The organism is Devosia sp. 63-57 (assembly GCF_001899045.1).
GTDB lineage: Bacteria > Pseudomonadota > Alphaproteobacteria > Rhizobiales > Devosiaceae > Devosia > Devosia equisanguinis.
In genome coordinates this window covers 836,651-860,707 of sequence record NZ_MKUY01000003.1, presented here as the reverse complement: position 1 = coordinate 860,707, position 24,057 = coordinate 836,651, and the positions used below count along the sequence as shown (strand labels likewise).

27 protein-coding genes are annotated in these 24,057 nt (G+C 63.3%); 11 read left to right on the top strand and 16 right to left on the bottom strand.

What is annotated here, in order from left to right:
* Positions 1–121 precede the first annotated feature (121 nt).
* The gene (gene greA, locus BGO80_RS04315) at positions 122–595 is read right to left on the bottom strand and encodes a transcription elongation factor GreA (protein ID WP_126150331.1); all 474 of its coding nucleotides are present in this window, start codon (positions 593–595) and stop codon (positions 122–124) included.
* Positions 596–878: 283 nt separating this feature from the next.
* On the opposite strand from greA, the gene BGO80_RS04310 reads away from it, so the two are divergent.
* Complete coding sequence (locus BGO80_RS04310) at positions 879–2,027, top strand: PQQ-dependent sugar dehydrogenase (protein WP_286719341.1); 1,149 nt, start codon at positions 879–881, stop codon at positions 2,025–2,027.
* 203 nt (positions 2,028–2,230) lie between these two features.
* On the opposite strand, the gene BGO80_RS04305 is transcribed toward BGO80_RS04310, so the two are convergent.
* On the bottom strand, positions 2,231–2,440 hold the full coding sequence (locus tag BGO80_RS04305; protein ID WP_126150332.1) for a cold-shock protein: 210 nt from the start codon (positions 2,438–2,440) through the stop codon (positions 2,231–2,233).
* A gap of 506 nt (positions 2,441–2,946) precedes the next feature.
* Here BGO80_RS04305 and BGO80_RS04300 point away from each other — a divergent pair.
* Both BGO80_RS04300 and ltaE read left to right on the top strand, forming a co-directional pair.
* The gene (locus BGO80_RS04300) at positions 2,947–3,924 is read left to right on the top strand and encodes a class I SAM-dependent methyltransferase (protein WP_502686535.1); all 978 of its coding nucleotides are present in this window, start codon (positions 2,947–2,949) and stop codon (positions 3,922–3,924) included.
* A gap of 52 nt (positions 3,925–3,976) precedes the next feature.
* Positions 3,977–5,014: a low-specificity L-threonine aldolase gene (ltaE, locus tag BGO80_RS04295; RefSeq protein ID WP_286719339.1), complete on the top strand. Its 1,038-nt coding sequence runs from the start codon at positions 3,977–3,979 to the stop codon at positions 5,012–5,014.
* Here ltaE and BGO80_RS04290 read toward each other — a convergent pair.
* From BGO80_RS04290 to BGO80_RS04255, 8 genes are all read right to left on the bottom strand, one after another.
* On the bottom strand, positions 5,011–5,946 hold the full coding sequence (locus BGO80_RS04290) for a hypothetical protein (protein WP_286719337.1): 936 nt from the start codon (positions 5,944–5,946) through the stop codon (positions 5,011–5,013). The two genes, ltaE and BGO80_RS04290, sit on opposite strands and share 4 nt — an antisense overlap.
* A gap of 95 nt (positions 5,947–6,041) precedes the next feature.
* Positions 6,042–6,665, bottom strand: a complete 624-nt coding sequence (gene catB, locus BGO80_RS04285) for a type B chloramphenicol O-acetyltransferase (RefSeq protein ID WP_286719336.1) — start codon at positions 6,663–6,665, stop codon at positions 6,042–6,044.
* Positions 6,666–6,930: 265 nt separating this feature from the next.
* Positions 6,931–7,389, bottom strand: a complete 459-nt coding sequence (locus tag BGO80_RS04280) for a hypothetical protein (protein ID WP_286719334.1) — start codon at positions 7,387–7,389, stop codon at positions 6,931–6,933.
* 153 nt (positions 7,390–7,542) lie between these two features.
* The gene (gene carB / locus BGO80_RS04275; protein WP_286719332.1) at positions 7,543–10,854 is read right to left on the bottom strand and encodes a carbamoyl-phosphate synthase large subunit; all 3,312 of its coding nucleotides are present in this window, start codon (positions 10,852–10,854) and stop codon (positions 7,543–7,545) included.
* A 324-nt stretch (positions 10,855–11,178) separates the two neighbouring features.
* Entirely contained in the window at positions 11,179–11,490 is a 312-nt protein-coding gene (locus tag BGO80_RS04270) for a hypothetical protein (protein WP_286719331.1), read from the bottom strand.
* A 26-nt stretch (positions 11,491–11,516) separates the two neighbouring features.
* Positions 11,517–12,044, bottom strand: coding sequence for a hypothetical protein (locus tag BGO80_RS04265; RefSeq protein WP_286719330.1), 528 nt, complete (start codon positions 12,042–12,044; stop codon positions 11,517–11,519).
* Positions 12,045–12,071: 27 nt separating this feature from the next.
* On the bottom strand, positions 12,072–12,821 hold the full coding sequence (locus tag BGO80_RS04260) for a hypothetical protein (protein WP_286719329.1): 750 nt from the start codon (positions 12,819–12,821) through the stop codon (positions 12,072–12,074).
* Between the two features lie 248 nt (positions 12,822–13,069).
* On the bottom strand, positions 13,070–13,378 hold the full coding sequence (locus BGO80_RS04255; RefSeq protein WP_126150341.1) for an SH3 domain-containing protein: 309 nt from the start codon (positions 13,376–13,378) through the stop codon (positions 13,070–13,072).
* A gap of 113 nt (positions 13,379–13,491) precedes the next feature.
* Between BGO80_RS04255 and BGO80_RS04250 the strand changes: the two genes are divergently transcribed.
* Both BGO80_RS04250 and BGO80_RS04245 read left to right on the top strand, forming a co-directional pair.
* A complete protein-coding gene (locus tag BGO80_RS04250; RefSeq protein ID WP_286719328.1) occupies positions 13,492–14,196 on the top strand; it encodes a Crp/Fnr family transcriptional regulator in 705 nt (234 codons plus the stop codon).
* Complete coding sequence (locus BGO80_RS04245; protein WP_286719327.1) at positions 14,193–16,043, top strand: CHASE2 domain-containing protein; 1,851 nt, start codon at positions 14,193–14,195, stop codon at positions 16,041–16,043. Before BGO80_RS04250 ends, BGO80_RS04245 begins: the two co-directional genes overlap by 4 nt.
* On the opposite strand, the gene BGO80_RS04240 is transcribed toward BGO80_RS04245, so the two are convergent.
* Positions 16,027–16,656, bottom strand: a complete 630-nt coding sequence (locus tag BGO80_RS04240) for a FecR family protein (RefSeq protein ID WP_286719326.1) — start codon at positions 16,654–16,656, stop codon at positions 16,027–16,029. The two genes, BGO80_RS04245 and BGO80_RS04240, sit on opposite strands and share 17 nt — an antisense overlap.
* 132 nt (positions 16,657–16,788) lie before the next feature.
* Between BGO80_RS04240 and BGO80_RS04235 the strand changes: the two genes are divergently transcribed.
* From BGO80_RS04235 to BGO80_RS04225, 3 genes are read left to right on the top strand one after another with little or no spacing between them, the layout of a single operon-like run.
* Positions 16,789–17,085, top strand: a complete 297-nt coding sequence (locus BGO80_RS04235; protein ID WP_286719325.1) for an SH3 domain-containing protein — start codon at positions 16,789–16,791, stop codon at positions 17,083–17,085.
* A gap of 13 nt (positions 17,086–17,098) precedes the next feature.
* Positions 17,099–17,461: a DUF4431 domain-containing protein gene (locus BGO80_RS04230; RefSeq protein ID WP_286719324.1), complete on the top strand. Its 363-nt coding sequence runs from the start codon at positions 17,099–17,101 to the stop codon at positions 17,459–17,461.
* Between the two features lie 35 nt (positions 17,462–17,496).
* Complete coding sequence (locus tag BGO80_RS04225) at positions 17,497–18,489, top strand: tetratricopeptide repeat protein (RefSeq protein WP_286719323.1); 993 nt, start codon at positions 17,497–17,499, stop codon at positions 18,487–18,489.
* 49 nt (positions 18,490–18,538) lie between these two features.
* Here BGO80_RS04225 and BGO80_RS04220 read toward each other — a convergent pair whose 3' ends face one another.
* Together BGO80_RS04220 and BGO80_RS04215 are read right to left on the bottom strand one after the other, a co-directional pair.
* Positions 18,539–19,435, bottom strand: coding sequence for a tetratricopeptide repeat protein (locus tag BGO80_RS04220; protein WP_286719322.1), 897 nt, complete (start codon positions 19,433–19,435; stop codon positions 18,539–18,541).
* Positions 19,436–19,464: 29 nt separating this feature from the next.
* The gene (locus BGO80_RS04215; RefSeq protein ID WP_286719321.1) at positions 19,465–19,659 is read right to left on the bottom strand and encodes a hypothetical protein; all 195 of its coding nucleotides are present in this window, start codon (positions 19,657–19,659) and stop codon (positions 19,465–19,467) included.
* A gap of 177 nt (positions 19,660–19,836) precedes the next feature.
* Here BGO80_RS04215 and BGO80_RS04210 point away from each other — a divergent pair, with 177 nt between their 5' ends.
* Positions 19,837–20,922 (top strand): helix-turn-helix transcriptional regulator, encoded by a 1,086-nt coding sequence (locus BGO80_RS04210; protein ID WP_286719320.1) that lies wholly within the window; start codon positions 19,837–19,839, stop codon positions 20,920–20,922.
* A 4-nt stretch (positions 20,923–20,926) separates the two neighbouring features.
* Here the strand turns inward: BGO80_RS04210 and BGO80_RS04205 are convergent, their stop codons facing one another.
* Both BGO80_RS04205 and BGO80_RS04200 read right to left on the bottom strand, forming a co-directional pair.
* Positions 20,927–21,520 carry a hypothetical protein gene (locus BGO80_RS04205; protein ID WP_286719319.1) on the bottom strand — a complete coding sequence of 198 codons (594 nt, stop codon included), beginning with the start codon at positions 21,518–21,520 and terminating at the stop codon, positions 20,927–20,929.
* A gap of 131 nt (positions 21,521–21,651) precedes the next feature.
* Positions 21,652–22,575, bottom strand: coding sequence for an alpha/beta hydrolase family protein (locus BGO80_RS04200; protein ID WP_286719317.1), 924 nt, complete (start codon positions 22,573–22,575; stop codon positions 21,652–21,654).
* Between the two features lie 108 nt (positions 22,576–22,683).
* Between BGO80_RS04200 and BGO80_RS04195 the strand changes: the two genes are divergently transcribed.
* On the top strand, positions 22,684–23,328 hold the full coding sequence (locus BGO80_RS04195) for a dihydrofolate reductase family protein (protein WP_286719315.1): 645 nt from the start codon (positions 22,684–22,686) through the stop codon (positions 23,326–23,328).
* A gap of 78 nt (positions 23,329–23,406) precedes the next feature.
* Positions 23,407–23,649 (top strand): hypothetical protein, encoded by a 243-nt coding sequence (locus tag BGO80_RS04190; protein WP_286719314.1) that lies wholly within the window; start codon positions 23,407–23,409, stop codon positions 23,647–23,649.
* A 33-nt stretch (positions 23,650–23,682) separates the two neighbouring features.
* On the opposite strand, the gene BGO80_RS04185 is transcribed toward BGO80_RS04190, so the two are convergent.
* Positions 23,683–24,033, bottom strand: a complete 351-nt coding sequence (locus BGO80_RS04185) for a DUF2200 domain-containing protein (protein WP_126150355.1) — start codon at positions 24,031–24,033, stop codon at positions 23,683–23,685.
* Positions 24,034–24,057: the final 24 nt, after the last annotated feature.

The window sequence follows — 24,057 nt, the reverse complement described above, 5'->3', positions numbered from 1 at the left end:
GCCCTCTAGTTAAGGGTCGAAGCGGGATGGTTTCAAGGCAAACTCACTCCCGCGCGACAGAACCACGCGGGAGTGTACAGAAAAATCACAGGATCGGGCTGGGATGCCTAGGAAATGGGCATCAGATGAACTGGATCTTGACGATCTCATAGCTGCGCGAGCCACCCGGGGCTGCGACTTCGAACGAATCGCCTTCTTCCTTGCCGATCATGGCGCGGGCGATGGGCGAGGAAATCGAGATGCGGCCGGCCGAGGCATCGGCTTCCGGATCGCCAACGATCTGATAAATCTTTTCTTCCTCGGTGTCCTCGTCGACAAAGGTGACGGTCGCACCGAACTTGACCTTGTCACCGCTTAGCTTGGTGACATCGATGATGTCGGCGAGCGCCAGAATGGTCTCGAGCTCCTTGATGCGGCCTTCGTTGAGGCTCTGCTGCTCCTTGGCGGCAGAATATTCAGCGTTTTCCGATAGGTCGCCATGGGCGCGCGCTTCGGCAATGGCGTCGATGATGCGGCGGCGCTCGTTGGCAGTGCGGTGATCGAACTCCGCGGAAAGGGCCTTGTGCCCCTGAACCGTCATCGGAATCTTGTCCATAATCGTATCGCCTCCATTCGCGTCGGCAAAATAAACCGGCGCGCAGGGCTGGTTCCTTACGGAGGCCGCGGCGCGCCATTAAAATGATAAGGCCGGTCGCAACCGGCGTGCTGCATCTCCGCCAAACTGCGTTCGGCCACGGCTTCACGACAAGTTTTCCAAGAGATGTGATGCAACTTGCCCGGCTGATGCGTTTCGGTCAAGTCAGTGTGGGGGCGGAGCCCAGCTCCTCTCCCCGTCAATTCAATAGTTTCGCACAACCATTGCAGGTGACACCCAGTCCATGACCAGATTTTCTTCAGCCACACTCGCTTTTCCCGCTCTCAGCCTGATGCTGGCCTCAGGGCCCGCCATGGCACAAACCGTTATCGACAGCAGCGCCGGCATGGTTGCGGCCACTGTTCTTGCCGAAGGGCTGGAGCATCCATGGGCATTGGCCATTCTGCCAGATGGGCGGTTTCTCGTGACCGAGCGCAGCGGGCAGTTGCTGGTGGTCAAGGATGGACGCTCTTTTGCCGTGGATGGTGTGCCCAATGTGGTGGATCGCGACCAGGGTGGGCTTTTGGATGTGGCGCTGGCGCCGGATTTTGAGAGCAGCGGACGCATCTATCTGACCTTTGCCGAGCCGGCGGAAGATGCCGGGTTGCAGCGCGGCGCCGGCACGGCCGTGATGGCGGCGCGGCTGGTGCTGGAGGAGGGCGCGGGGCGTCTGGAAGATCAGAACGTCATTTTCCGCATGAACAATTTCAACAATTCGACCCGCCATTTCGGCTCGCGTCTTGCGGTGGCCGAGGACGGCACCCTGTTCGTGACGCTGGGCGATCGCGGCGACATGGATCGGGCGCAGGATCCGCAGGACCTCGCCGGCGGGGTGGTCCGCATCGCTGCCGATGGCTCGGTGCCGGCCGATAATCCGCAGGTCGAGGGCTGGCGCCCCGAATTCTGGAGCATCGGCCATCGCAACCAGCAGGGCGCGACGCTACGGCCATCGGATGGGGCCCTGTTCACTGTCGAGCACGGCGCCCAAGGCGGCGACGAGGTCAATCTGGTGCATGCCGGGCGCAATTATGGCTGGCCGGTGATCACTTATGGGCGCGACTATTCGGGCCTGGCCATCGGCAAGGGCACCGAGGCGGAGGGGATGGAACAGCCGCTGCACTATTGGGACCCCTCGATTTCCCCCTCGGGGCTGGATTTCTACGAAGGCGAACTTTTCCCGGCCTGGCAGGGCGACCTGTTGAGCGGTGGCCTCAGCGGGCAGGTGCTGGTGCGGCTCGATGTCGAGGGTGACACCATCGTCGGCGAGGAGAGGCTGTTCGAGCAGCAATTGGGCCGTGTGCGTGACGTGCGCGTGGGACCCGATGGAGCCATCTACCTGCTGACGGATGACAGCAACGGAAAACTCCTTCGCGTGGCGCCAGAGGGGAAATAGGGCGCATCCGAAGCACAATAGCTTAGTGCTTTGCCTTGAGATCGTGGTGTTCCGGGCGGCCCTCGGGCAAGCCCCAGCAGCGGAATTGTGAAGGGGCGGGGCGTCGGACAAGAGGACGTCCGTCGCCTCACCACCAATCCCAAAAACAATGGGCGCCTCCAGTTTCGGAAGCGCCCATCTTGATCAGTTCTGAAGCGGTGAAATCAGCCGGCGACCAGATTGTCGGCGGCGGATTTGCCGGTCCGCTTGTCCTTGACGATTTCGTAGGTGACCTTCTGGCCCTCATCCAGGCCATTGAGACCGGACCGCTGGACAGCGGAAATGTGGACGAACACGTCGGCCCCACCCTCGTCCGGCTGAATGAAGCCATATCCCTTTTGGCCGTTGAACCACTTAACGGTGCCAGTTGCCATATTGCGCGTTCCCTCGTGCAGTCGCTGCTGGTGTGCGGTCCGGGCCATTGCACCTGGCCAGAACCTAAAAGATATCGAAATATCGGAAGATGTCGTCAGCAATGGCGAATGGCATTCGCGTCTTCAGATCAGTCGGCCGCAATATTCGATCCGATCAGCCTAGCCTGAAACCGAAGCCGCATCAATATGCCCCGTATGCACGACGAAACGCCCGGCGGAACAGGCGTTCGGCCAGGCTGATTGAAGCGATATCGCAGGATGTTTCGGTCCGCATTGGGCCGAAACAGGCGCACCGGTCAGGGAGGGAACGTTGCGCGCGGATGCCCGACGCGGCGTCGGACATGGCGACAATGATAACCAAGTTCGGCGGTGATGGAAGCACCCTCGTGAATGCATGACCCGGTTATCCCGAACGCACATGCATTTTTCTTGCGTCGACCCCGGTTTTGCGGCAAATCCCGCGCACCGCGCCAGCAGGGCCGGACCTTACGAAAGCAGTATCCGTCTTGAACAAGGCGTTCCATTCTTCGGGCGACGTGATTGCCGATCGCCGGGCCGACTATGCCCGCATGCTGGCCGAGGGCGGCGACCTTGCCGCCGCAGCCGAACTGATGGAGCAGGCGCTGGAACTGGCGCCGGACTGGGCGGCCGGCTGGGACCTTTTGGGTGGCTTTGAGGAAAAGCGCGGCAATGTGGCCTCGGCGATATCGGCCTGGCGGCGGCTCGAGGCGCTGGATGACGAAGGCGTGTTCGGGGCGCGGCTGAAGCTGGCGGCGCATAATGCTGCAGCGGCCGACGAGGGCACGGCGGTAAGCTATGTCGAGGCGCTGTTCGACCAATATGCACCGCAGTTCGAGCAGGCGCTGGTCGGCAAGCTCGGCTATCGCGTGCCCGAAATGCTCGACGACATGGTCGAAGCCGAAATGGCGCGGCTGGGGATCGAAGGCTTCGACAAGGCCGTCGATCTTGGTTGCGGCACCGGGCTCATGGGCTCACTGCTGCGCAAAAAGGTTGGCTTCCTCGAAGGCGTCGATATTTCGGCGGCAATGATTGCCGAGACGGCGCGTAAGGGCATTTACGACAGCCTGCAAAAGGCCGAGTTGGTGGCCGCGCTCAATGCGCGCCGGGCCGAGGCCGATCTGATGACGGCAGCCGATGTATTCATCTATTGTGGTGCCCTGCAGCCAGTGCTGGCGGCGCTGGTGCCGGCGCTGAAGCCGGGCGGGCTGGTGGCGTTTTCGCTCGAAGCCCATGATGGCCCGGAGGCACTGTTCCTGCGTCCGAGCCTGCGCTATGCCCATGGCATTGCTGCCACCCGCGACGCGCTGGTGGTAGCCGGACTTGAGGTGCTGCGCTTCGAGACGGCAACGCTCCGCTTCGACCGGGGTGCGCCGATCATCGGCATTCTGGTGGTGGCGCAGAAGCCGCCGGTGGAACTGACTGCGGCCAATGATGGCAGCGCCGGGGGCGATGTCGCCGCATAGCCAAAGTGCTTGGCGGATGGCAGAAAGGGGCACCGCAGCACGGAGCCTCCCCATGAATGCCATTCGCCATGATTTCCGTTCGGACACCGTTACGCGGCCCTCGCCGAGCATGCGCGCGGCCATGGCCGAGGCCGAGGTGGGCGATGACGTCTTTGGCGACGATCCTACAGTCAAGCTTTTGGAACAGCGCATGGCGGGACTTCTGGGCAAGGACGCAGCGCTGTTCGTGCCTTCGGGCACCATGTCCAACCTGCTAGGGCTGATGAGCCATTGCGGTCGCGGCGACGAATATATCGCCGGCCAGAAGGCGCATCTTTATGTCAATGAAGCCGGCGGCGCGGCGGTGCTGGGCTCGATCCAGCCGCAGCCGATCGCGCATCAGGCAGACGGCACTCTGGCGCTGGCGGAGATCGAAGCGGCGATCAAGCCGGACGATAGCCACTATGCGCGCACGCGGGTCATAGCGCTTGAGAACACCTTTGGCGGAAGAGCGCTGCCGATGGCCTATATGCTTGAAGTGGCCGATATCGCGCACAGGCATGGGCTGGGGCTGCATCTCGACGGCGCCAGGGCGTTCAATGCCGCTGCGGCCTTGGGTCTTGATATCAGCACCTTCGCGGCGCCGTTCGACACTGTCTCGATCTGCCTTTCCAAAGGCTTAGGTGCGCCGGTGGGCTCGGTGCTGGTTGGGCGCGAGGACCTGATCGCGTCTGCGCGGCGTACACGAAAAATGCTGGGAGGCGGGCTGCGGCAGGCGGGCGTGCTGGCCGCGGCCGGCCTTTATGCGCTGGAGCATAATGTGGCGCGGCTGGCGGATGACCACAGGCGAGCGCGGCAATTGGCCGAGGGGCTGGCGCGGCATGCCGCGCTAAGCGTTAGCATGCCGGACACCAATATCATCTGGGTCGATTCGGCGCCTGAGCTGGCGCACGGCCTGTCCGTCTATCTCGCGGAGCACGGCGTCGGGGTAACCGGTGGCCATGGGCAGAAACAGCGCTGGGTGACCCATCTCGATATCGGCGACGAGGATGTGACGGCAGCGCTGGCTGTGGTGGACATGTATTTCGCGTCGGGGCGCGCGCCCTCCTAGTAGCCCGGGCGCGGGGTGGCGGTGCGGAGGTAGTAGACGGTGCCGGCGACGTCGATGCGGCGGAAGGCGATGGAGGCGATGGCGTCGTCGTTGAGGGCGGTTTCCTGCCAGACCGTGTCGATGCCGTCTTCCTGTCCCAGATTGCGGTCGATGCCGATGAAGCGATAGGGCGCGATTCCTTGCGCGGCCTCGGGATGTTCGCCGCCGGTCCAGGCATAGGTGCCCGCTTCGGCATTGGCCCAGTAGCCGAGGACGGCGAGTTCGGCGATGGCGTGGGCAGGGGTCGCGACGCCGCCCATATCGGCCGGGTAAAGATCGGGCCAGCTGGGCAATGTGCCGGCGATGTCGTCCCATTGGGCGATGTCATCAAACAGGGCGGCCGTGTCGAGGCAGGGCCGGTCATTGCACCGGTCCTTGGTGGCCTCTTTATCGGAGATGACGCGACGGCTGGCGTCGACCAGCATGGCGGTGTTGCCCATGATCGGCTGGAACACGAAGCGCCAGGCCATGTGCTCCCCCAGGCCGAAGGCGGCTTCGTCGGCCACGTCGCCTTCGCCATAGGCCTCGACGGTTTCGGCGCGGATGATCTGGCCGAGATTATAGTGGCGTACCTCGATGAAGCTGACCGGCATGGGCGCGCCATCTTCCTCGACCAGCAGTTCGCCATAGGAGATGGCGGTGCGGGTGCGGATGGAATCGATCGCCGAGGTGGCGATCATCGCCGCTTTTTCCAGCGGACCCACGGCGCCGCCGGGGGCGATGGCGGTGCGGTCGAGCCATTCATTGGCCAGGCCGGTTTCGATAGCGAGCAGATCCTGCCGCTCGAAGCCTTCGGCACCGATAAAGGCGTTGATCTGCTCATCAAGGCTGTGCCCATGGGCCAGGCTGGTGGTGCCCAGCAGCATGGCGATGAGAATGACGTTCTGTTTCATATCTGCCCCCGATCGAAATATGCTCCACCCTAGATGGCGCAAGATGAACCCAAGCTGAGCGAATAGGGAGACGGAGCAATCCGTCTCCCCGCTATTCAACCTTTACGCCAGAAGTCATGCAACCCGGCGATGTCCGCGGAGGTGAGAAGCGGCATGGCCTGTGATAGCTGCTCGGTCGGCCAGTCCCACCATGCCATGTCGAGCAGCATGGCGATCTCATCGTCGCTAAACCGCTTGCGGATGGGCTTTGCCGGATTGCCGCCGACAATGGTGTAGGGCGCGACGTCTTTGGTCACCAGGGCACGGGTTCCGATCACCGCGCCATGCCCGACCTTGATGCCGGGCATGATGATGGCCTCGGAGCCGATCCAGACGTCGTTGCCGATTTCGGTGTCGCCTGCCGGCTGGAAAGCGTTGTTGGCATTGGCGAATTCTGGCGCATCGGGGAGGAAGGCGAATGGGAAGGTGGAGCCCCAGTCGTTCCGGTGGCCCTGATTGCCGGCCATGATGAAGGCCGCGCCTGAGCCGATAGAGCAGAAGGCGCCGATGATCAGCCGGTCGACGCCTGGCGTGGTCATCAGATAGCGGGCGCAGTCGTCGAAGCCGTGGCCGTGATAATAGCCGGAATAGTAGCTGTAACGGCCGACAACGATGTTGGGATTGGTGACCTGGCGGTCGAGCGGGATGCCCAGAAAGGGACTTTCGAAAAAGTTCGACATGGCTTTTCCATGAGGTTGCAGCCGCGAAACGGCGCAAGCGAATGCAGATTGTAGGGGGACCTGCGGGCGCGCAGGGGCATGCGCCGGCGCGCGCGCCGGTCGAAGGGCGTTTCCTCGGCGCGTGTCAGGCGCGCGGAAACGCTATGCAGGGGCTTCGGTCTGCGATCTTCATGGTGGGAATGCCATAGCCGGGTTCGCGGCGGAGGTCCAGCCAAGGGGCGCCTCGCCGCGAAAAAGCAAAGCGCCGTCCTGACGCCTCAGCGCCTTACTTGGCCATGGAATCGATCGGCGGTTTGCCGTCGGTGATAAAGCTCAGCTCGTAGGTGGCGCCGGATTTGGCGCGGGCCGAACAGGTGATCTGGGCTGGTTTTCCCTCAAAGGGATTTTCGAACACGCATGTGCCGCGGGCCGGGATGTCGGCGATGTCATCGGCCGAGGTGCCGATCAGCACCTTGTCGAGCTCCTGGTGGATTTCGTTGCCGATCACCTCGTCGGACATGCCGGAGAAGGTGAGGATGGTGTCACCGGAAAAGGCGTAGAGCCCAACGCGGCCGATGTCATAGACCATCTGCAGCACGCTGCCCTTGCACTCGTCGGTGAGATCGATGCCGTCGACCTCCAGAGACTGGCATGTGCCGTCGAGGTTGAACATGTTGACCGGCTCGGCGGCATAGGTGGGCGCAACCAGGGTCAGCACTGCGAGGGCGATGGGGAGTGATTTCATGTGGTCCTCCAGGGTCGGTGGAGGATAGGGGATGGGTGCTGGGCGTCAAGGTTGGGCGGGGAGGTGGAAATTACCCCCACCTGGCCTCCCCCTCTGAAAGGGGGAGGAATTGCATCGCGTTTGAAGGAGCTAAGTTGCCAGCCCAGAGTGCGGTCAGGCGGCGAAGTATTCCTGCAGGGCGCGGACCTGGAGGCCGCCCTGGCGCAGGGCGACGATCCCTTCCACCGCGGCCAGGGCACCGTCGATGGTGGTATAATAGGGGATCTTGGCCAGGAGCGCGGTGCGGCGGATGTCGCGGCTGTCGGAGATCGACTTGAGGCCATCCGTGGTGTTGATCACCAGCTGCACGCCGCCATTCTTCATCGAGTCCACGATGTGTGGACGGCCTTCGAGCACCTTGTTGATCTTGGTCGCGGGGACGTTGTTATCAACGAGATAGCGCTGGGTGCCGCCGGTGGCGAGGATTTCGAAACCGGCTTCGACCAGGTGGCGGGCCATGTCGACAATGTACTGCTTGTCGTCGTCGCGCACGGAGATGAAGGCCTTGCCCGAGGTCGGGACCTTCTGGCCGGCGCCCATCTGCGACTTGGCGAAGGCGATGGCGAAATTGGTGTCGAGACCGATGACTTCGCCGGTCGACTTCATTTCCGGGCCCAGGACCGTGTCGACGCCGGGGAAGCGGTTGAACGGGAACACGGCTTCCTTGACGGCGATATGCTTGAGCGTCTTTTCGGTGAGGCCGAAGCTCGAGAGCTTCTCGCCTGCCATGATGCGGCTGGCGATCTTGGCGATGGGCTCGCCGATGACCTTGGCAACGAAGGGCACGGTGCGGGAGGCGCGCGGATTGACCTCGATCAGGTAGATCGTGTCGTCCTTATAAGCATATTGCACGTTCATCAGGCCACCGACCTTGAGGGCGAAGGCCAGTTCGCGGGTCTGGCGCTTGAGTTCGGCAATGATCTCGGGCGGCAGGGTGCGCGGCGGCAGGGTGCAGGCGCTGTCGCCGGAGTGAATGCCGGCTTCCTCGATATGCTCCATGATGCCGGCGACGAAAACGTCTTCGCCGTCGCACAGGGCGTCGACGTCGATTTCCGTTGCACCGGAGAGATATGCGTCGAACAGCAGCGGATTGTCCGACAGTACAGAGTTGATCTGGCCGGTGCGGTCGTTGGGGTAGCGCTGCAGGATATCGGGCGGCACGAGGCCGGTCAGGGTATCCTGGATGTAGCTCTCGAATTCCTTGGCCGAGTGCACGATGGCCATGGCGCGGCCGCCCAGCACGTAGGACGGGCGGATGACCAGCGGATAGCCCAGGCGCTCGGCGACGAGGCGGGACTGTTCGAGGCTATAGGCAATACCGTTCTTGGGCTGGGTTAGCTCGAGACGGTTCAGAAGCTTCATGAACAGGTCGCGGTCTTCTGCGAGATCGATGGCATCCGGCTGGGTGCCGAGGATCGGCACGCCGGCCTTCTGCACGGCTTCGGCGAGATTGAGCGGGGTCTGGCCGCCGAACTGGACGATCACGCCGTGAAGGGTGCCATTCTGCTTTTCGGTGAGCAGGATTTCGATGACGTCTTCTTCGGTCAGCGGCTCGAAGTAGAGACGGTCCGAGGTGTCGTAGTCGGTCGAGACGGTTTCGGGGTTACAGTTGACCATGATGGTCTCGTAACCGGCATCGGCCAGCGCGAAGGCAGCGTGGCAGCAGCAATAGTCGAACTCGATGCCCTGTCCGATCCGGTTGGGGCCGCCGCCGAGAATGACGACCTTCTTGCGGTCAGACGGGCGTGCCTCGTCGTCGACCTTGCCGGCGAAGGGCGCTTCGTAGGTTGAGTACATATAAGCTGTGGGCGAGGCGAACTCGGCTGCGGAGGTATCGATGCGCTTGTAGGCGGGACGTACTTCGAGGCTATGGCGCAGCTTGCGGACATCGGCGGTCTTGATGCCGGCGAGCTGAGCAAGGCGGGCATCGGAAAAGCCCATCGACTTGAGCAGGCGCAGATTGACGGCGTCCTTGGGCAGGCCGAATTCCTTGACCTTCTGTTCCATGTCGACGATGCCGCGCATCTGCTCGAGGAACCATGGATCGATCTTGCAGGCTTCGAAGATGTCTTCGTTAGAAACACCCAGCCGCATGGCTTCGGCGACATGGAGAAGACGAGACGGCGTTGGGGTGCCGAGGGCGGCCTTGATGGCGTTCTTGTCCTCGCCTTCGCCGAGGCCCGGAATGCCGACTTCGTTGAGGCCGGTGAGACCCGTTTCGAGTGAGCGCAGGGCCTTTTGCAGCGATTCCTGGAAGGTGCGGCCGATGGCCATGGCTTCGCCGACCGACTTCATCGAGGTGGTCAGGCGATTGTCGGCGCCGGGGAACTTTTCGAAGGCGAAACGCGGGATCTTGGTGACGACATAGTCGATGGTCGGCTCGAACGAGGCCGGGGTGGCGCCGCCGGTAATGTCGTTTTCGAGTTCATCGAGCGTGTAGCCGACGGCCAGACGCGCAGCGACCTTAGCGATGGGGAAGCCGGTGGCCTTGGAGGCCAGCGCCGAGGAGCGCGAGACGCGCGGGTTCATCTCGATGACGACCATACGGCCATCGGCAGGGTTGATGCCGAACTGCACGTTGGAGCCGCCGGTTTCGACACCGATCTCGCGCAGCACCGCCAGCGAGGCGTCGCGCATGATCTGGTATTCCTTGTCGGTCAGCGTCAAGGCCGGGGCAACGGTGATGGAGTCGCCGGTGTGGACGCCCATCGGATCGATGTTCTCGATGGAGCAGATGATGATGCAGTTGTCCTTCTTATCGCGGACAACCTCCATCTCGTATTCCTTCCAGCCGAGCACGCTTTCCTCGACCAGAACTTCGTTGGTGGGCGAAGCGTCGATGCCGCTTTCGCAGATGGCGAGATATTCCTCGCGGTTATAGGCAATGCCGCCGCCGGTGCCGCCGAGGGTAAAGCTGGGGCGAATGATGGCCGGCAGGCCGATGACCTCAAGCGCCTGCAGGGCCTCGATGGTGTTGTGGGCGAGCATGGAACGCGGGGTCTCGAGCCCGATCTTCTTCATGGCGTCGCGGAACAGTTCGCGATCCTCGGCCTTGTCGATGGCCTCGGCGGTGGCGCCGATCATTTCCACGCCAAATTTCTCGAGCACGCCCATCTTGCGCAGCGACAGCGCGCAGTTGAGCGCCGTCTGGCCGCCCATCGTCGGCAGCAGCGCGTCGGGGCGTTCCTTCTCGATGATCTTGGCGACGACTTCGGGGGTGATCGGCTCCATATAGGTGGCGTCGGCCAGATCGGGATCGGTCATGATCGTCGCCGGGTTCGAGTTCACCAGAATGATCCGGTAGCCCTCTTCCTTGAGCGCCTTACAGGCCTGGGTGCCGGAATAGTCGAACTCGCAAGCCTGCCCGATGATGATGGGGCCCGCGCCGATGATGAGGATCGATTTGATGTCGGTACGCTTCGGCATTCGGGGCTCGCTCTGGCTATCTCTACGGAATTGCGGGCGAGGGAGAATCGCCCGAACACACCTGTCCGCGCGAAACCCGCGTTGCCGTTGAGCACAGCAGCGCAGGGAAAAAGACCGAACATGGTGGTTAAGCGGGCGGTGTAACGGAAGCGGAGCGGAAAGGGAAGGGGTTGCGGCGACTGAGGCATCTGCGCAAGGCGATCTTCCCCGATGAGCGTCTCATAACCGAGACCTTCTCTCTGCAGATCCCATTTTCCGGCAACTTGGATGATCCCTCAGCCGCCGCCGTGGTCCATTGGCCGCCTTAGGGGCTGGCGGCTGCATTCAGATCTTGCTGATCCCGACCTCGTATATTCTTGCCTTCACCGCCTCCCAGGCCTCCTTATCGTCCCAGAAGCGCTGGAGGAGGCAGGATTTGGGGCGATCGGAATGCTGGTATGGATTTTGGCCATAGATGATCTCGACGTGCCAGGGATCGAGCGACAGCTCGACCCGCATGATGAGGACCTTGATCACCACGCCGTCGATGGCGATGGGAGCGCCGAGGCGCGAGATTTCGGGCTCGATGCGTTGGCCTTCCTCGTCATAGGCCTCGGACGCGGCGTCGTAGAGTGCATTCCAGATGTCATCTGCCATAGTGCACTCCGGCGGCGCCTGCTCTCCTAGTAACGGGCGGGTTCGCAGATCTGGACGGGCTGGGGGTGGAGGAGGAAGGTTTTGTCGTCGATACCGGACTGGAGCGAGAAGCCGGAGTCGAAATCGTCTTCGCCACAGCTGGTGGACATGGCGATGGCGCCAACGGCGGCGAGATCGACGAGAATGTCGCCACCATTGCGGTTGCTGACCAGAACGCCGCCGCCATCGCATTCGACGCCACACCACATCTTGCCACCCTGTGCCATGCAGGGCCCGACGGCGTAACCCTCGGTGCCGTCGCGTAATTGGGCTTCCAGGCGGAAGACATATTGATCCGGGCTCATTGCGGTCTCCTCCATATAGGTGACGGTGAGGTCCATGGCCGTGACCTGCTGGTGCGGATGCTCGCGCAGATGCTGGGCGCTGTAGCTGCGGGACCAGCAGGCGGTGGCGCCGTCGCGCGCCTGGACGAAGGTGTCGAGCTCGCCGGCGGCGACCGAAAGGGTGGAGAGGATCAGGGCAGTGCCAAGAAACAGGGTCTTCTTTGGGAACATGGTTTACTCCGGATGTGAGCGCGTGGCTTAAAGGGCGGCGACTTGGCTGAAGAATTGTGCGCGCACGCGGGCGCCGGCGCCAGTGGGTTCGCTGGCCATGGCCTGGAACAGGCTGATCATGGTGCCGCACAGGGCCGGATTGGTGGGGTCCTGCTGGGCCAGGCCGGCGAGAGCCTCGTTGCTCATGCCAAGGGCGATCATGTGGTCGATCAGCGTCTGCCAATCGGCGTCGCTGGCGTCCTGGCGGGCCGTGGGGGCGGTGATGCCGTCGCGGGCGGCAACGAGCACGTGGACGATCTGCGCCAGTAGCAGGTCTTCATATTTGGCAGCGGCGGCGGTGCCGTCGAACACTGCGGGACCATTGACGCTGTAGTTGGCGCAGGCCAGTTCGCCTTCCCCTTCCAGCACCGAATTGGTGAGGCTGATGGTGGCATCGCCGAGGGCGGCGAGAGTGGCGTCGGAGGCGACGGCAACCTTGGCGGCATAGCTCTTGCGCAATTGCAGCAAGTGGCCCTGAACGAGCCCCGAGAGATCGCCGCCGCTGGCATGGGTCATCTGCGCATTGACGACGAGGTCCTGAAACTCGCTGGGGAAATTGGTCTTGAGGAAGCCGAAAAGTTCGGGCGCAGCCTGCAGCAATTCGGCTTCGAACGGATTGGGGACCGGCGCCTGTTGCGCCAGGGCCGCGCCGGCAAGGCTGACCGAGGCGCAGAGGCCGAACAGCAGCGGGCGGCAGGACTTTGATACGACGGCGGTGAGAAAACGCGGGAGGGACATGGTGCAGTGCCTTTATGCTGGTGCCGATCGCCCGGTGCGTTCGACTGACGCCACTTTTGACCGCGTTGGGGGCTGGGCGCTGTTCCCTGCGAAACAGGGCAGCTGCATTTGGCAACATGGTGGTGCGGAGACGCATCGAACTTGTGTTCGATGCCGATGGGGTATGGACTGCGCCAGAATGGCATTTGCCCACCCCGGCATAGGCCGGGGTGGGCAAGGGTCAGAGGCTGGAGGCCAGTTTGGGGCGATCAGTAACCGCCGCGCGAAGGCGCATTATAGGTCGGCTTGGGCGAATAGCTGTTCGAGCAATTGTTGTTCCAGCTGAGATAGCGGCCCGACACCCAACCCCAGCGGCCGTTCCACTGCACGCGATACCAGCCGTTTTCGACCGTGTCGGTTTCGACGCGGGTGCAGGCATAGATGCTGCCCAGCTTGGCATAATAGGTGCCCGGGCCATCGCGGAAGTTGACCGAGCCGGTGGTCCAGGCCGGGGCGGCCATGGCGGCGGTGGTGGTGGCGGCGATGACGGCAGCGGTCACAAGCAGTTTCTTGAACATGGTGCAGGTCCTTTTGTCTCTCCGGTCTCGCCCTGTGCGATCCGTTGGCAAGCAGAGTGGCGCACTCGGCCGGCAGGCGCTGTTCCGCAGGGAACAGGGCTTTGGGGGCTCAGATGAGCGCGGCCCGGTCTGGCCCCGTGTTCTGGCGGTCGTTCGCGATTTTCGAGGGGTTGGCGGCAGAGCCGATTGCCATGCTCGATGCCATGGCCATCCCAAGGCGCTGGATGGCGGGGGAAACCCTGTTCCAGCGTGGGGATGAGGGTGACTATGTTATCCTCGTGCATCAGGGGCGTATCAAGTTGTCGCTGCTGACCGCCAATGGGCGCGAGCTGACGCTGCGCTATGCCGAGCCAGGCGATATTCTGGGCGAATTGTCACTGCTCGATGGGCAGGCGCGTTCGGCCGATGCGACGGCGGCAGAGGCGGGGGAGGGACTGGTCCTGCGGCGCGCCGATTTCGAGCGGCTGCGGGCGCGGTTTCCCGATATTGCCGGGGCGATGATCCGCTATCTTGCCGGGCGCTTGCGCGACACAACCGAGCAGCTGGAATCGATCGCCATGTTTGAGATCGAGGCGCGGCTGGCCCGCTTTCTGTTGCTGACGCTACGACAATATTTCGAGGACGATATTCCCGAGACGCCGCAATTGCGGTTGGCATTGAACCAGTCGGAACTGGCGGCAATGCTGGGCGCCAGCCGGCCAAAGGTGAACAAGGCCATCCAGGCGCTTGAGGCTGCAAAGGCAATCAGCCGCAATGGCGATGTGCTCAGCTGCGACCTCGAACGGCTGATGTTGATCGCCGATCCGGCCCTGCAATGAGACGCGACTGGCGCCGCGCATTGCCGCTGGGTGTGGCGCTGTCCATGGCGATTGCCGGTGCAGGGCTGGTGTCCATGTTGCCGGAGCCGTGGGCGTTCTGGCGCGAACCGATGCTGGACCGGCTGGTGCTGCTGATGCCTGCAGCTGAAACCGGCGCGGTGGCGGTGGTCGATATTGCCTCGGCCAGACGCGATGGTTGGGATCGTCAGGATACGCAACGACTGGTGGCGGCGATTGCCGAGGCCGGGCCTTCGGTTGTGGCGCTCGATATCGTGCTCAGCGCCGATTGCCGCATGTCCGCTCAGAACACGGCACTGGCGACGGCGCTGGGGCGCGTGCCGGCGACGCTGGGCATTCTGCTCTCTGGCGATGATCGAGGGGTGCCTCGGCCGACGCCGACTATCGCCGCGACCGAGGGCCTGGCCCTGCCCGATATCTGGGTGGCAGCGGGGGCAGAACATGCCTGTGCCCAGTTCGAAGCGGCGGCCACGGGCAGTGGCGTCGCCTCGCTTGCCGGCGGGAGCGATGGCGTGGTCCGCGCAATCCCGGCTTTGGCGGTTGCGGGGGAACGGGCCTATCCGGGGCTCGCTGTCGATGCGGTGCGGCTGCATCAGAAGCTGGGGACCATCATTCTATCGGGTGATCCGGCGGAGATGCGGCTGGGGCCGTTGCAGCTGACGATCGGGCCAACTGCCAGCCTGCGCTTTCGCCCGAGCACGGACGAAGCGAGGATGGCCCGTACCGTCACTGCCGATGCGGTGATGTCGGGCGGCGCGGCGCGGACATTTCTTACGGGAAAGATCGTTTTCGTCGGCGACAGTGCGCCCGAAGCTGGGGCGTTGCGGGCGACGGCGCAAAGCCCGCTTTATCCATCGGTGCAGATCCATGCTGATCTGGCAGAGGGTATGCTGGCCGGTCGGCTACCGCTCCGGCCGGTATGGGCGCCTTTTATCGAGGGCAGCGCCGGCGTGGCGTTGGGACTGGTTGCCAGTGTCGCCGGAGCCCTGCTAGCGCCGGTGCTGGCGGGATTGATCGGGCTTGCACTGGTGATCGCATGGATCGGGGTGGCCGTCGTCACCGCGATATTGGCCGAAGTGCTGCTCGATCCGGTCGGGGTGCCGGCGGTGGTCACGATGGCGGGCCTGGCGGCAATGATCCTGCAGGCGGCGCGGACTCGGCGGGCTGAGATCGCCTTGCGGCGGCGCATCGGGCAATTGCTGCCGCCCGACGTGGTGTCGCGTTTCGTGCGCGAGCCAAGCCTGATGCGGCTGGAGGGCGAGGAGCGGGTGGTGACGGCGCTTTTCACCGATGTCGAGGGATTCACACAGACGATTTCGGGCATCGAGCCAAAACTGTTCGTGCGGGTGCTCGACGCCTATTTCACCGGCATGACACAGATTGTTCTGGCGCATGGCGGCATGATCGACAAGCTGGTGGGCGATGCGGTGCATGCGCTGTTCAATGCGCCGGCCGATCTGCCCGATCATGTCGACAGGGCCGTGGCCTGCGCGCTGCAATTGCACGAATTCGCCGAAGCCTTTCGGCAGCGGCCGGAAATGGTCGATATTCGCTTCGGGCGAACACGGATTGGCATCGAAACCGGCAGTGCCATCCTCGGGGATGTCGGGGCGGCGGATAAAATCGACTACACGGCCCATGGCGCCGCCATCAATCTGGCGGCGCGGCTGGAACAGGCCAATAAGCAATTGGGTACAAGCATCTGCATCGGGCCGCAGGCGGCACAGCTGACGCAGATGCCTTTGCGGGCGCTGGGGGAAATCGAGGTGCGCAGTTTCGGAATGGTCGAGGTGTTTACCCCGATGGGGGCATCTAGCGCGCCACCCTGACAAGGGCGAAGGCCTCGTCGATGCGACCCTGGCCCCAGGTGACGACTTCGCCCGGCGGTGCGCCGACAGCTGCAAACTCGACGCCTTCGCCAGCCTTGAGGGTGCGCGAAATGCCGGCACCAGTAACCTCGACGCTGCCGCGATCGACGAAGACGGAGAATTTCCCGCGAGTCGGGCCGGCGAAGAAGCGGGTGCCGCGCACGCCGATCTGTCCGAAGGCAGTCTTGATGGTCATGTCCAGCTTGGGCAGGTCCTCGGGACGGTCGAATAGCATGGCGCCACCGATCGACATCTCCCCGCCCTGATCGACGATGAATTGCTCGATGATCAACTGGCTATCGGCACCGAGATTGATGCGGGTCTTGTCTGCAAGGAGCAGGGCAGCAAAGCCGTTTTCGCGTGTGGTGACATTGTCGTCGAGCATCAGCACGTCATCGACGAGCAGGTCGCGGCTTGCTGCATCGCGCTCGATGGCGACCGGCCCGTCAATAGTGACGGCCTTGCCGACGGGGACGGCAGCGAAGGCCTGCCGGCCCATGAGGCCCGCGGCGCCTACTGCCAGTAGCCACAGAGCCTGGCGTCTGTCCAAGGGCAGGAAGTTGTTGTCGCGCACGTGCCAAATCCACGGTGATTTTCTATGTGCCATCACAGCGCGCGCGGGCGCTCCAGTCATCGAACAGACGTTCGATGACTGGCGGCAGGAGGCAACTAAGGTCGGGATAACATCCATCGGGGGGATTATCCCATGTTCAAGACTTTCGTCCTTGCCGCAGCCCTCACGCTGTCCGGCACAGCGTTGGCTTCGGCCGCCTGGACCACCGGCTCGGTCAATTTCCGCGACGGTCCGGGCACCAATTACGCCAAGCTCGGCACCATTGCGCGCTGCGTGCAGGTCGAAATCACCGACCAGCAATATGGTTGGTATCGCATTTCCTGGAACGGTCGTTGGGGCTGGGTTTCGGGTCGCTATATCAGTGCGGATGCCGGCTATTGCGGTTCGAATAATTCCGGCGGCGTCTATCGCAAGCCCTCGGGGTATTAAGCTGGTGGCGGCGATGCGGTTCCATGGCGTGGTGATCGGCGCCACGATGGCCGCTTTGGCTGGGGCGCCGACACAGGGGCAGGAGCAATGCCTCGCCGCCGACGCTCCCGCCACGCTGACGGGTTTCCTGGTGACCGGCATTTTTCCCGGACCGCCTGAATTTGCCAGCGTGCAGAAGGGCGACGCGCCTTATGAGGCGCAGTTCCTTTATATGCTCGAGCCGGTCTGCACCGGTGCAGTTGGGCCGCTGCAAATGGTGCAGCTTGCCTGTGCCGACACGCCGCTTGCGGCAGGTGAGGCGATTGCAGTCAGTGGGACGCTGTTCGAGGCCCATACCGGCTATCACCGGGCGCCGCTGCTGCTCGCCTGCGACTGAGCTCTCACCAGACCTGACGGCAAAGGGGATTTTCCGTGGTTTTGAACCGCATTCTCGCTGCGACTTCGATGCTGGCTTTGGCATGGGCGCTGAGTGGACCCGCGCTGGCCGAGGATGCGGCCCAGACATGTGATGCACTGGCGGCCAGTGCCTTTGACCAGACGCGACCGGACGGGGTTCCCGGCGTGCCCTTCGACGCCATCGATGTCGCGGCGGCGCAAGAGGCGTGTCTCGCGGCTCTGGCGGAAGCGCCGTCGCCCCGCATTGCCTTTCAGCTTGGTCGCGCCCTTCATCGGGCCGGCGCTTTGGACGATGCCATCGGCTACTACATGCAGGCCGTCGAAGCGGGTCATGCTGAGGCCATGGTCGGTCTCGCCGAGGCTGGCCGCCAGAAGAGCGCCGAGGAAAGTGCCGCACTGACCGAAGCGGCCAGTGCGGCTGGCAGCGTGATCGGACGCTATAATCTGGCGGTGCTGAAACGCGACGGCGATGGGCTGACGCAGGATATCGCCGGCGCCATTGCGCTGTTCGAAGCCTCGGCCGCGGCAGGCGATGCGGAGGCAGCATATAATCTCGGTGTGCTTTATGATGAGGGCGAGCTGGTGCTGCGCGACGTCGGCAAGGCGCGGCAATTCTATGAGGCGGCGGTGGCCGACGGGCATAGCTTCGCCCGCGTCAATCTGGGCTACCTGCTGCTCGAGGGCAAGCCGGACGAGCAGGCGCGCGCAGAGGCGCTGGCGCTGTTTCGACTGGCTGCCGAAGAGGATGGCGACATCAATGCCGGGTTGCAACTGGGGCTGATGCTGCAGGACGGTAGCGCGGCAGAGCAGGCGGAAAGCGAGACGCTGGTTCTGGCGGCGTTGCGCGACCGGGATTTCGAGCTCGGCCGTTTCTTGCAGCAGAGTGAAACCGGCATCAGCCAAAGCAATGTCAAAGCCATTCAGGGTGAGCTGGGGGTACCGGCAAGTGGCGTGGTCGATGCCGCAACGCTCGAGGCTCTGCGCCGCTATTTTGACCATATGCCTTAAGAGGTGGAGAGGGGCGCCGTTGAGCGCCCCCTTGTGGCATGTTTAGGGGTCAAGAACTGGATACAATAAGACTCAGCAATTGCTGGGCTTTTTCGTCGCCCATATCTGCGGCCCGTTCGAGCAGTTGGCCCGCCTTTGCCAGGTCCCGCGTTACGCCTTCGCCGCGCACATAGAGCATTGCGAGGCTAGTGAGCGAGGCGCGGTTACCCAAGACGATAGCGGTTTCATGCAACTCGGCAGCCTTGGCCTTGTCGACTGGGCCACCAATGCCACTTTCGGCATAGAGGGCCAGTTCATGCGCACCGGACGCATCGCCCAGATGAACGGCGAGACGCAGCAGGCGAGCCGATTCCATATCGCTTTGGTCCACCCCGATACCATCGAAATAGAGCTTGCCGAGCGTCGTCGCCGCCGGGCCGAAACCTGAATCGGCGGCCAGTTGCAGGAATTCGACTGCCAGAGCAGGGTCCTGCGCCACGCCGGTGCCATTGAGAAGGCTGATGGCGAGGCCCTGAAGGGCAGGGATGAATCCGGCTTCACCCGATTTGGCCAGCAATTGGGCGCCATATTCGGGCTGCACAGGACCGGCTTCGCCGTTGGAATAGAGAATGCCAGCAATGTATTGGCCGAGGGGGATGCCTTCGGCTGCGGCGCGATTGGCATAGTAGAAGGCGTCTTCGAAAGCGCCGGCCGCGTAATAGGCCCGGGCCATCCAGGCATTGAGACGATAGTCGTTGTCACCGGTACCAAGGGCGGCCCAGCAGGTCTCGATGGCCCGGTGTGGGTCGATCATCTCCACGGCCTTGCCGGTGGTTTCAAAGCCGGGCTCGAAGGGGCTCGCGGCCTCGAGAGCGCAGGCGGTTTCGGCCGTGTTGAATTCGCCGGCATGGGATGAGCCGGCAAGAGCCAAAGCGATGGTCAGGCTGGCGAGGGTGCGGGTGAACATGTTGGAGCCTCCGATCTCTATGGTGCGGTTCAGGCGAAAGCGCTCTGCGCCGGAGCGCGGTGGCGGATGGGCAGATCGGCGCTGCCGCGCAGGATCTTGGCGTCATCCTGACGATCGGTGGTATGGGAAGAGACGTTGGCGCTGATGGCGTCAGGGTCGGGAAGATTGGCGAAGGCGGGGTATGACAGCGCGAGAACGAAGAGGGTGATGGCGAAGCGGATCATGTGAGCCTCCTGGGCGGCGGGGTTTGGATGCACCCTTTCTAGAAGAGGCCGTGGGATGGCGCTGTTCCGCACGGAACAGCTGCGCATGCGGGAGCTGAGTAGGAAAGTTGCAGTGGCTGGCGATTGACAGAAGCGCCTCCGCCCCACACTTTCCCAAGTCATAGGCGGGACCGGACGATGACCGACGTTCTGAAGATGCTCGACCATGTCTATGAGGCGGGAGCTGATCCCGCACTCTGGCCTTCTGTCATGGCGCATCTCGCCGATGCTCTTGGCGCCCGCGAGGCGGTGCTGGGAGGCCTCGCGCTGGGGCAGACGCCGCTCTTCGTGGCGCCCCGCACCGACCCCGTCATGGTCGAAAGCTATGTCGCCCATTACCACGCGCAGAATCCGGTTCCGGCCGCCATGCGGGGCCAGGGGCTCAACCAGGTGCGCAGCGACGACGAACTCACCGATATCGAAGCCTTCCGGCGCAGTGCTTTTTTCAACGAATGGTGCGTCGTGCAAGGTTTTTTTCATGGCGCAGCGGTCAATGTCGCGTCGGGCGGCATCCTGGGCACGATCATGGTGAATTCTGTGCGGGCGCTCGATACTGCTGAGCTTGTCGCCTTTCAGCAGGTGGCCCCGCATCTGTCGCGCGCCTTACGCATCAATCAGCTCCTGATGGAAAGCCGCGCGGCGACGCTGAGCGCTTTTTCCGCGCTCGACATGACGGAGCGGGCGGTGTTTCTGGTCGATGCAGAGGGGCGGATTTCGGCCGGAAATACCTTGGCCGAAAACCTGGTTGGTCCGGGCAAGAGCCTGGTGCTGAGCAGGGGGCGGCTGACCTGCCATGCGCCTGCCGACACGGTGCGGCTGCAGCGGCTGGTGCAGCAATGCCTGTCCGGCCGGCTCGCTCAGCCTAATGCGACGCTCGACATTGCCCGCGAACCAAATCGCGCGCCATTGCAACTGGCCTGCCTACCAGTGACCGACGAAAGCGGCATACAGGCGCGTGCCGGATCGGTGCGGCTGATGCTCATCGTCAGCGATCCGGAAGAACGATTGCGGCGCAAGGCGGAACGTTTCGGTCAAGCCTATCGCCTTACGCCGGCGGAGGCCCATGTGGTACTTGAGCTCGCCATTGGCGGCGACCGCAGTGCATTGGCCGAGCGGCTGGGCATTTCCATCGCCACGGTGCGCAGCCAGCTCACCAGCATATTCGACAAGACCGGGGTGCGCCGGCAGGCGGAGCTGGTGCGCATGCTGATGGATCAGCTCTAGCCGATCACTGCGCCACGCCCCAGGGCCGCATGTCCGGAGCCGAACCTGCCCAGGAGATACGATCGACCAGCCAGGTGCCACGCGCTGTCGGCACCAGCTCCAGCGACAGAGCTTTGGGTTCGCCGTCATTGGTGACGGGGATGATGAGGAGGCCCTCGCTCGACATTGTTGGGGCGCCCAGCTGCGGCGTGATCAGCCTGATCGGCAGAAAGCCACCCTGGCTGGCCGCAAAGACCAGATTGTCGAAGGTCAGGACTGGCTCGGTGAGAACGGCATAATTGTCATCATCGCTGACGGAGGCACCTTCGGCGAGCACGGAGCCGGGGACCTGCCCGCCATTGTCGAGGCCGACGAATAGCGTATCGAGGCTGAAGCTCTGGATCGCTTCGGAAAAGCCGCGACGGGCGCGGGGCGAGAGAAGGAAATAGGCAGCGACATAGTCTTCCGCCATGAAGGCGCCGACAAACACCTTGGCGGCTTGTTCCGGCGTGTGGCTCTCGAGCCGTTCGATGATCGTCCTGTCTGCGGCGCTTACGGGTTGGCCCACGACCAGTGTCGATGCCAGCGCCAGGAAGGCGATTTTGCCAAAATTGTTCATCTGTGGTCCCCGTGTGAGGGACACTCTAGCCACGCCGAGCAAGGCGGCATCGGACATGTGTTCGATGGGCAACGGTAATCCGCGGCCACGGGCCGGGATGGAAGGCGGCGGGTGGACCGCCGCCTAAGGAATTACTTGAGGTTTTCGGCGAAGAAGTCGGCGATGGTGGTGTCGACCTTGGCGGTGACGTCGGGCTGATCGCTATAGAAGCCATAGCCGTGATCGGCATCAGGGATTTCGACGAGGGTCGCAGCCGGGTAGGCGGCACCGACCGACTGAGAGACGGCTGGGGGCACCACGGTGTCCTTGTCGCCATAGAGCACGACCATGGCGCCCTTGTAATTGCCGATGGCATCGAGCGGCCGGGAGGCGTTCATCTCGTCATACCAGGTCTTGCTGAGGTTCTGCGTCTGGCCCCACTGGGTCTTGTACTCGGCATAGCCCTTGTCGCTGCTGGCTTCGGCGTAGAGGCGGTCATATTCGGCCTGGCCACCCATGAAGCCCACCACCATTTCAGCGCCAGGATCGGCCGAGGGGGCGAGGAGGGCCATGGCCTTGTAGGGGTTGTCGGCAGAGCCGCCGATGGTCAGCGCAATGCGGCCGCCCATGGAATAGCCGAAAATGCCGAGTTTTTCGGTATCAACCGGATAGTTGGCCTCGACATAGGCCAGGCCCGCATTGGAATCCGAGATCATGTTGGAGAGGTAACCCTCAGTAAAAGGCTCCTTGCTGTCGCCAGTGCCGGGGAAATCCATGCGCACTGAGAGGATGCCCTTGTCGGCGAGGGCCTTGGCGATACGGCCGAAGCCGCCATTTTCCTGCCGGCCGCCGCCATGGCCGTGATTCATCACCACGACGGGGAACGGGCCTTCGCCATCCGGAACCACAACGGTCGCGGGGACGTCGCGATCGCCATTCTTGAAGGTAACGTCGGTGGAGGTTTCGGCCATTGCCAGGGGGATGGCGGCCAAGGTGAGAGAAGCGACAGCGAGGCCAATCCTGCCAAACTTGCTCAAGCGCATGATATCCATGTCCTTTTTAGTGACGATATGCATCGTCTGCCCCCTGAGCATCCGCCCGGAAAAGGTGGGGAGTCAAGGCGTGGCAGGGGCTTCCGCGACGGTGCCCCGCGCGCGATAGTGCAGCAGAAGCAGGAGGTCGCCATGGCGCAGACGCGGGTGCAGCATTTTTCGATTTCGCTCGACGGGTTCGGCACCGGGGAAGGGCTGAGCCAAGAGGCGCCCTTCGGCCACGCCGGGCAGAAGTTGCATCAGTGGATGTTCGCCACGCGCTGGGGCAAAACCATGTTCGGGCAGGCTGGGGGCACGCGCGGCGTCGACGACGCCATATTGCGCACCTTCGATGTCGGCATCGGTGCCGAGATCATGGGGTCGAACAAGTTCGGCTATCCCGGCTGGCAGGACGACGCCGGCTGGGATGGCTGGTGGGGCGAAGATCCGCCCTTTCACACGCCGGTTTTCGTAATGACCCGGCACAAGCGGGCGCCGCTGGCCATGGAGGGTGGCACGACATTTCATTTCACCGATGCGCCGCCTGCCGAAGTGCTTGCAATGGCCAAAGAGGCGGCAGGCGGGCGCGATGTGCGGATCGGAGGCGGCGTGCGCACGCTGCGAGCCTTTCTCGCCGAAGGACTGATCGACCACATGCATCTGGTGCAGGTGCCGGTGGTGCTGGGGCGCGGGCAGCGCCTGTGGGACGGCCTAGAGGGCATCGAGCAAAGGTACGACATCGAACTCACGCCGTCGCCGAGTGGGGTGGTGCACATGATGTTCACCCGCAAAGGGTGATCGGCCGGGTCATGGAATGTCCGCATTTGCGCGGCACCAGCGGGAACTGTCCTTCAGGCAATTCAGATGGTGATGTGCATGCGATTTCTTCGACCGGCCCTCGTTTTGATGCTGCTCGCGCCTGGCATCGCATTGGCGCAGGTGCCGCCCAGCCATGGTCCGGCAGAGGCGCAATTGTGTCGTTCACAGCTGGAACTGTTGATCGACGGCGGCAAGCTGTCAGAGGAAGAGGTTGCGCGCTTCGAGGCGCAGTGCGACTGCCTGGAGCAGCGGGCGACCAGAGGAAGTGACGCCCAATGCACTGACGGCGAATTGGGGTGATACCGGCGCCGTTTGGAGCTCAGCGCGGCCTGATCAGGCGCGCAAAATCTTCTCCATCTTGCGGCCCTGCGCCAATTCGTCGACCAGCTTGTCCATGTAGCGGATTTCGCGCATCAGCGGTTCTTCGATCTCCTCAATGCGCACGCCGCAGATCTTGCCGGTGATGAGGGCACGATTGTCATTGAGGGCAGGGGCCTTGGCGAAAAATTCCTCGAAGGTGGTTTTGTTGGCCAGTTCGGCCTCGAGCGCAGCCTGATCGTAGCCGGTCAGCCAGCGGATGACCTGGTCGAGCTCCTCCTTCGTACGGCCTTTGCGCTCCACCTTGGCGACGTAGTGGACGTAAACGCTGGCAACGCTCATGGCATAGATGCGATGGCCGTTCATGGCGCATGACCTGTCCTGGTTCCG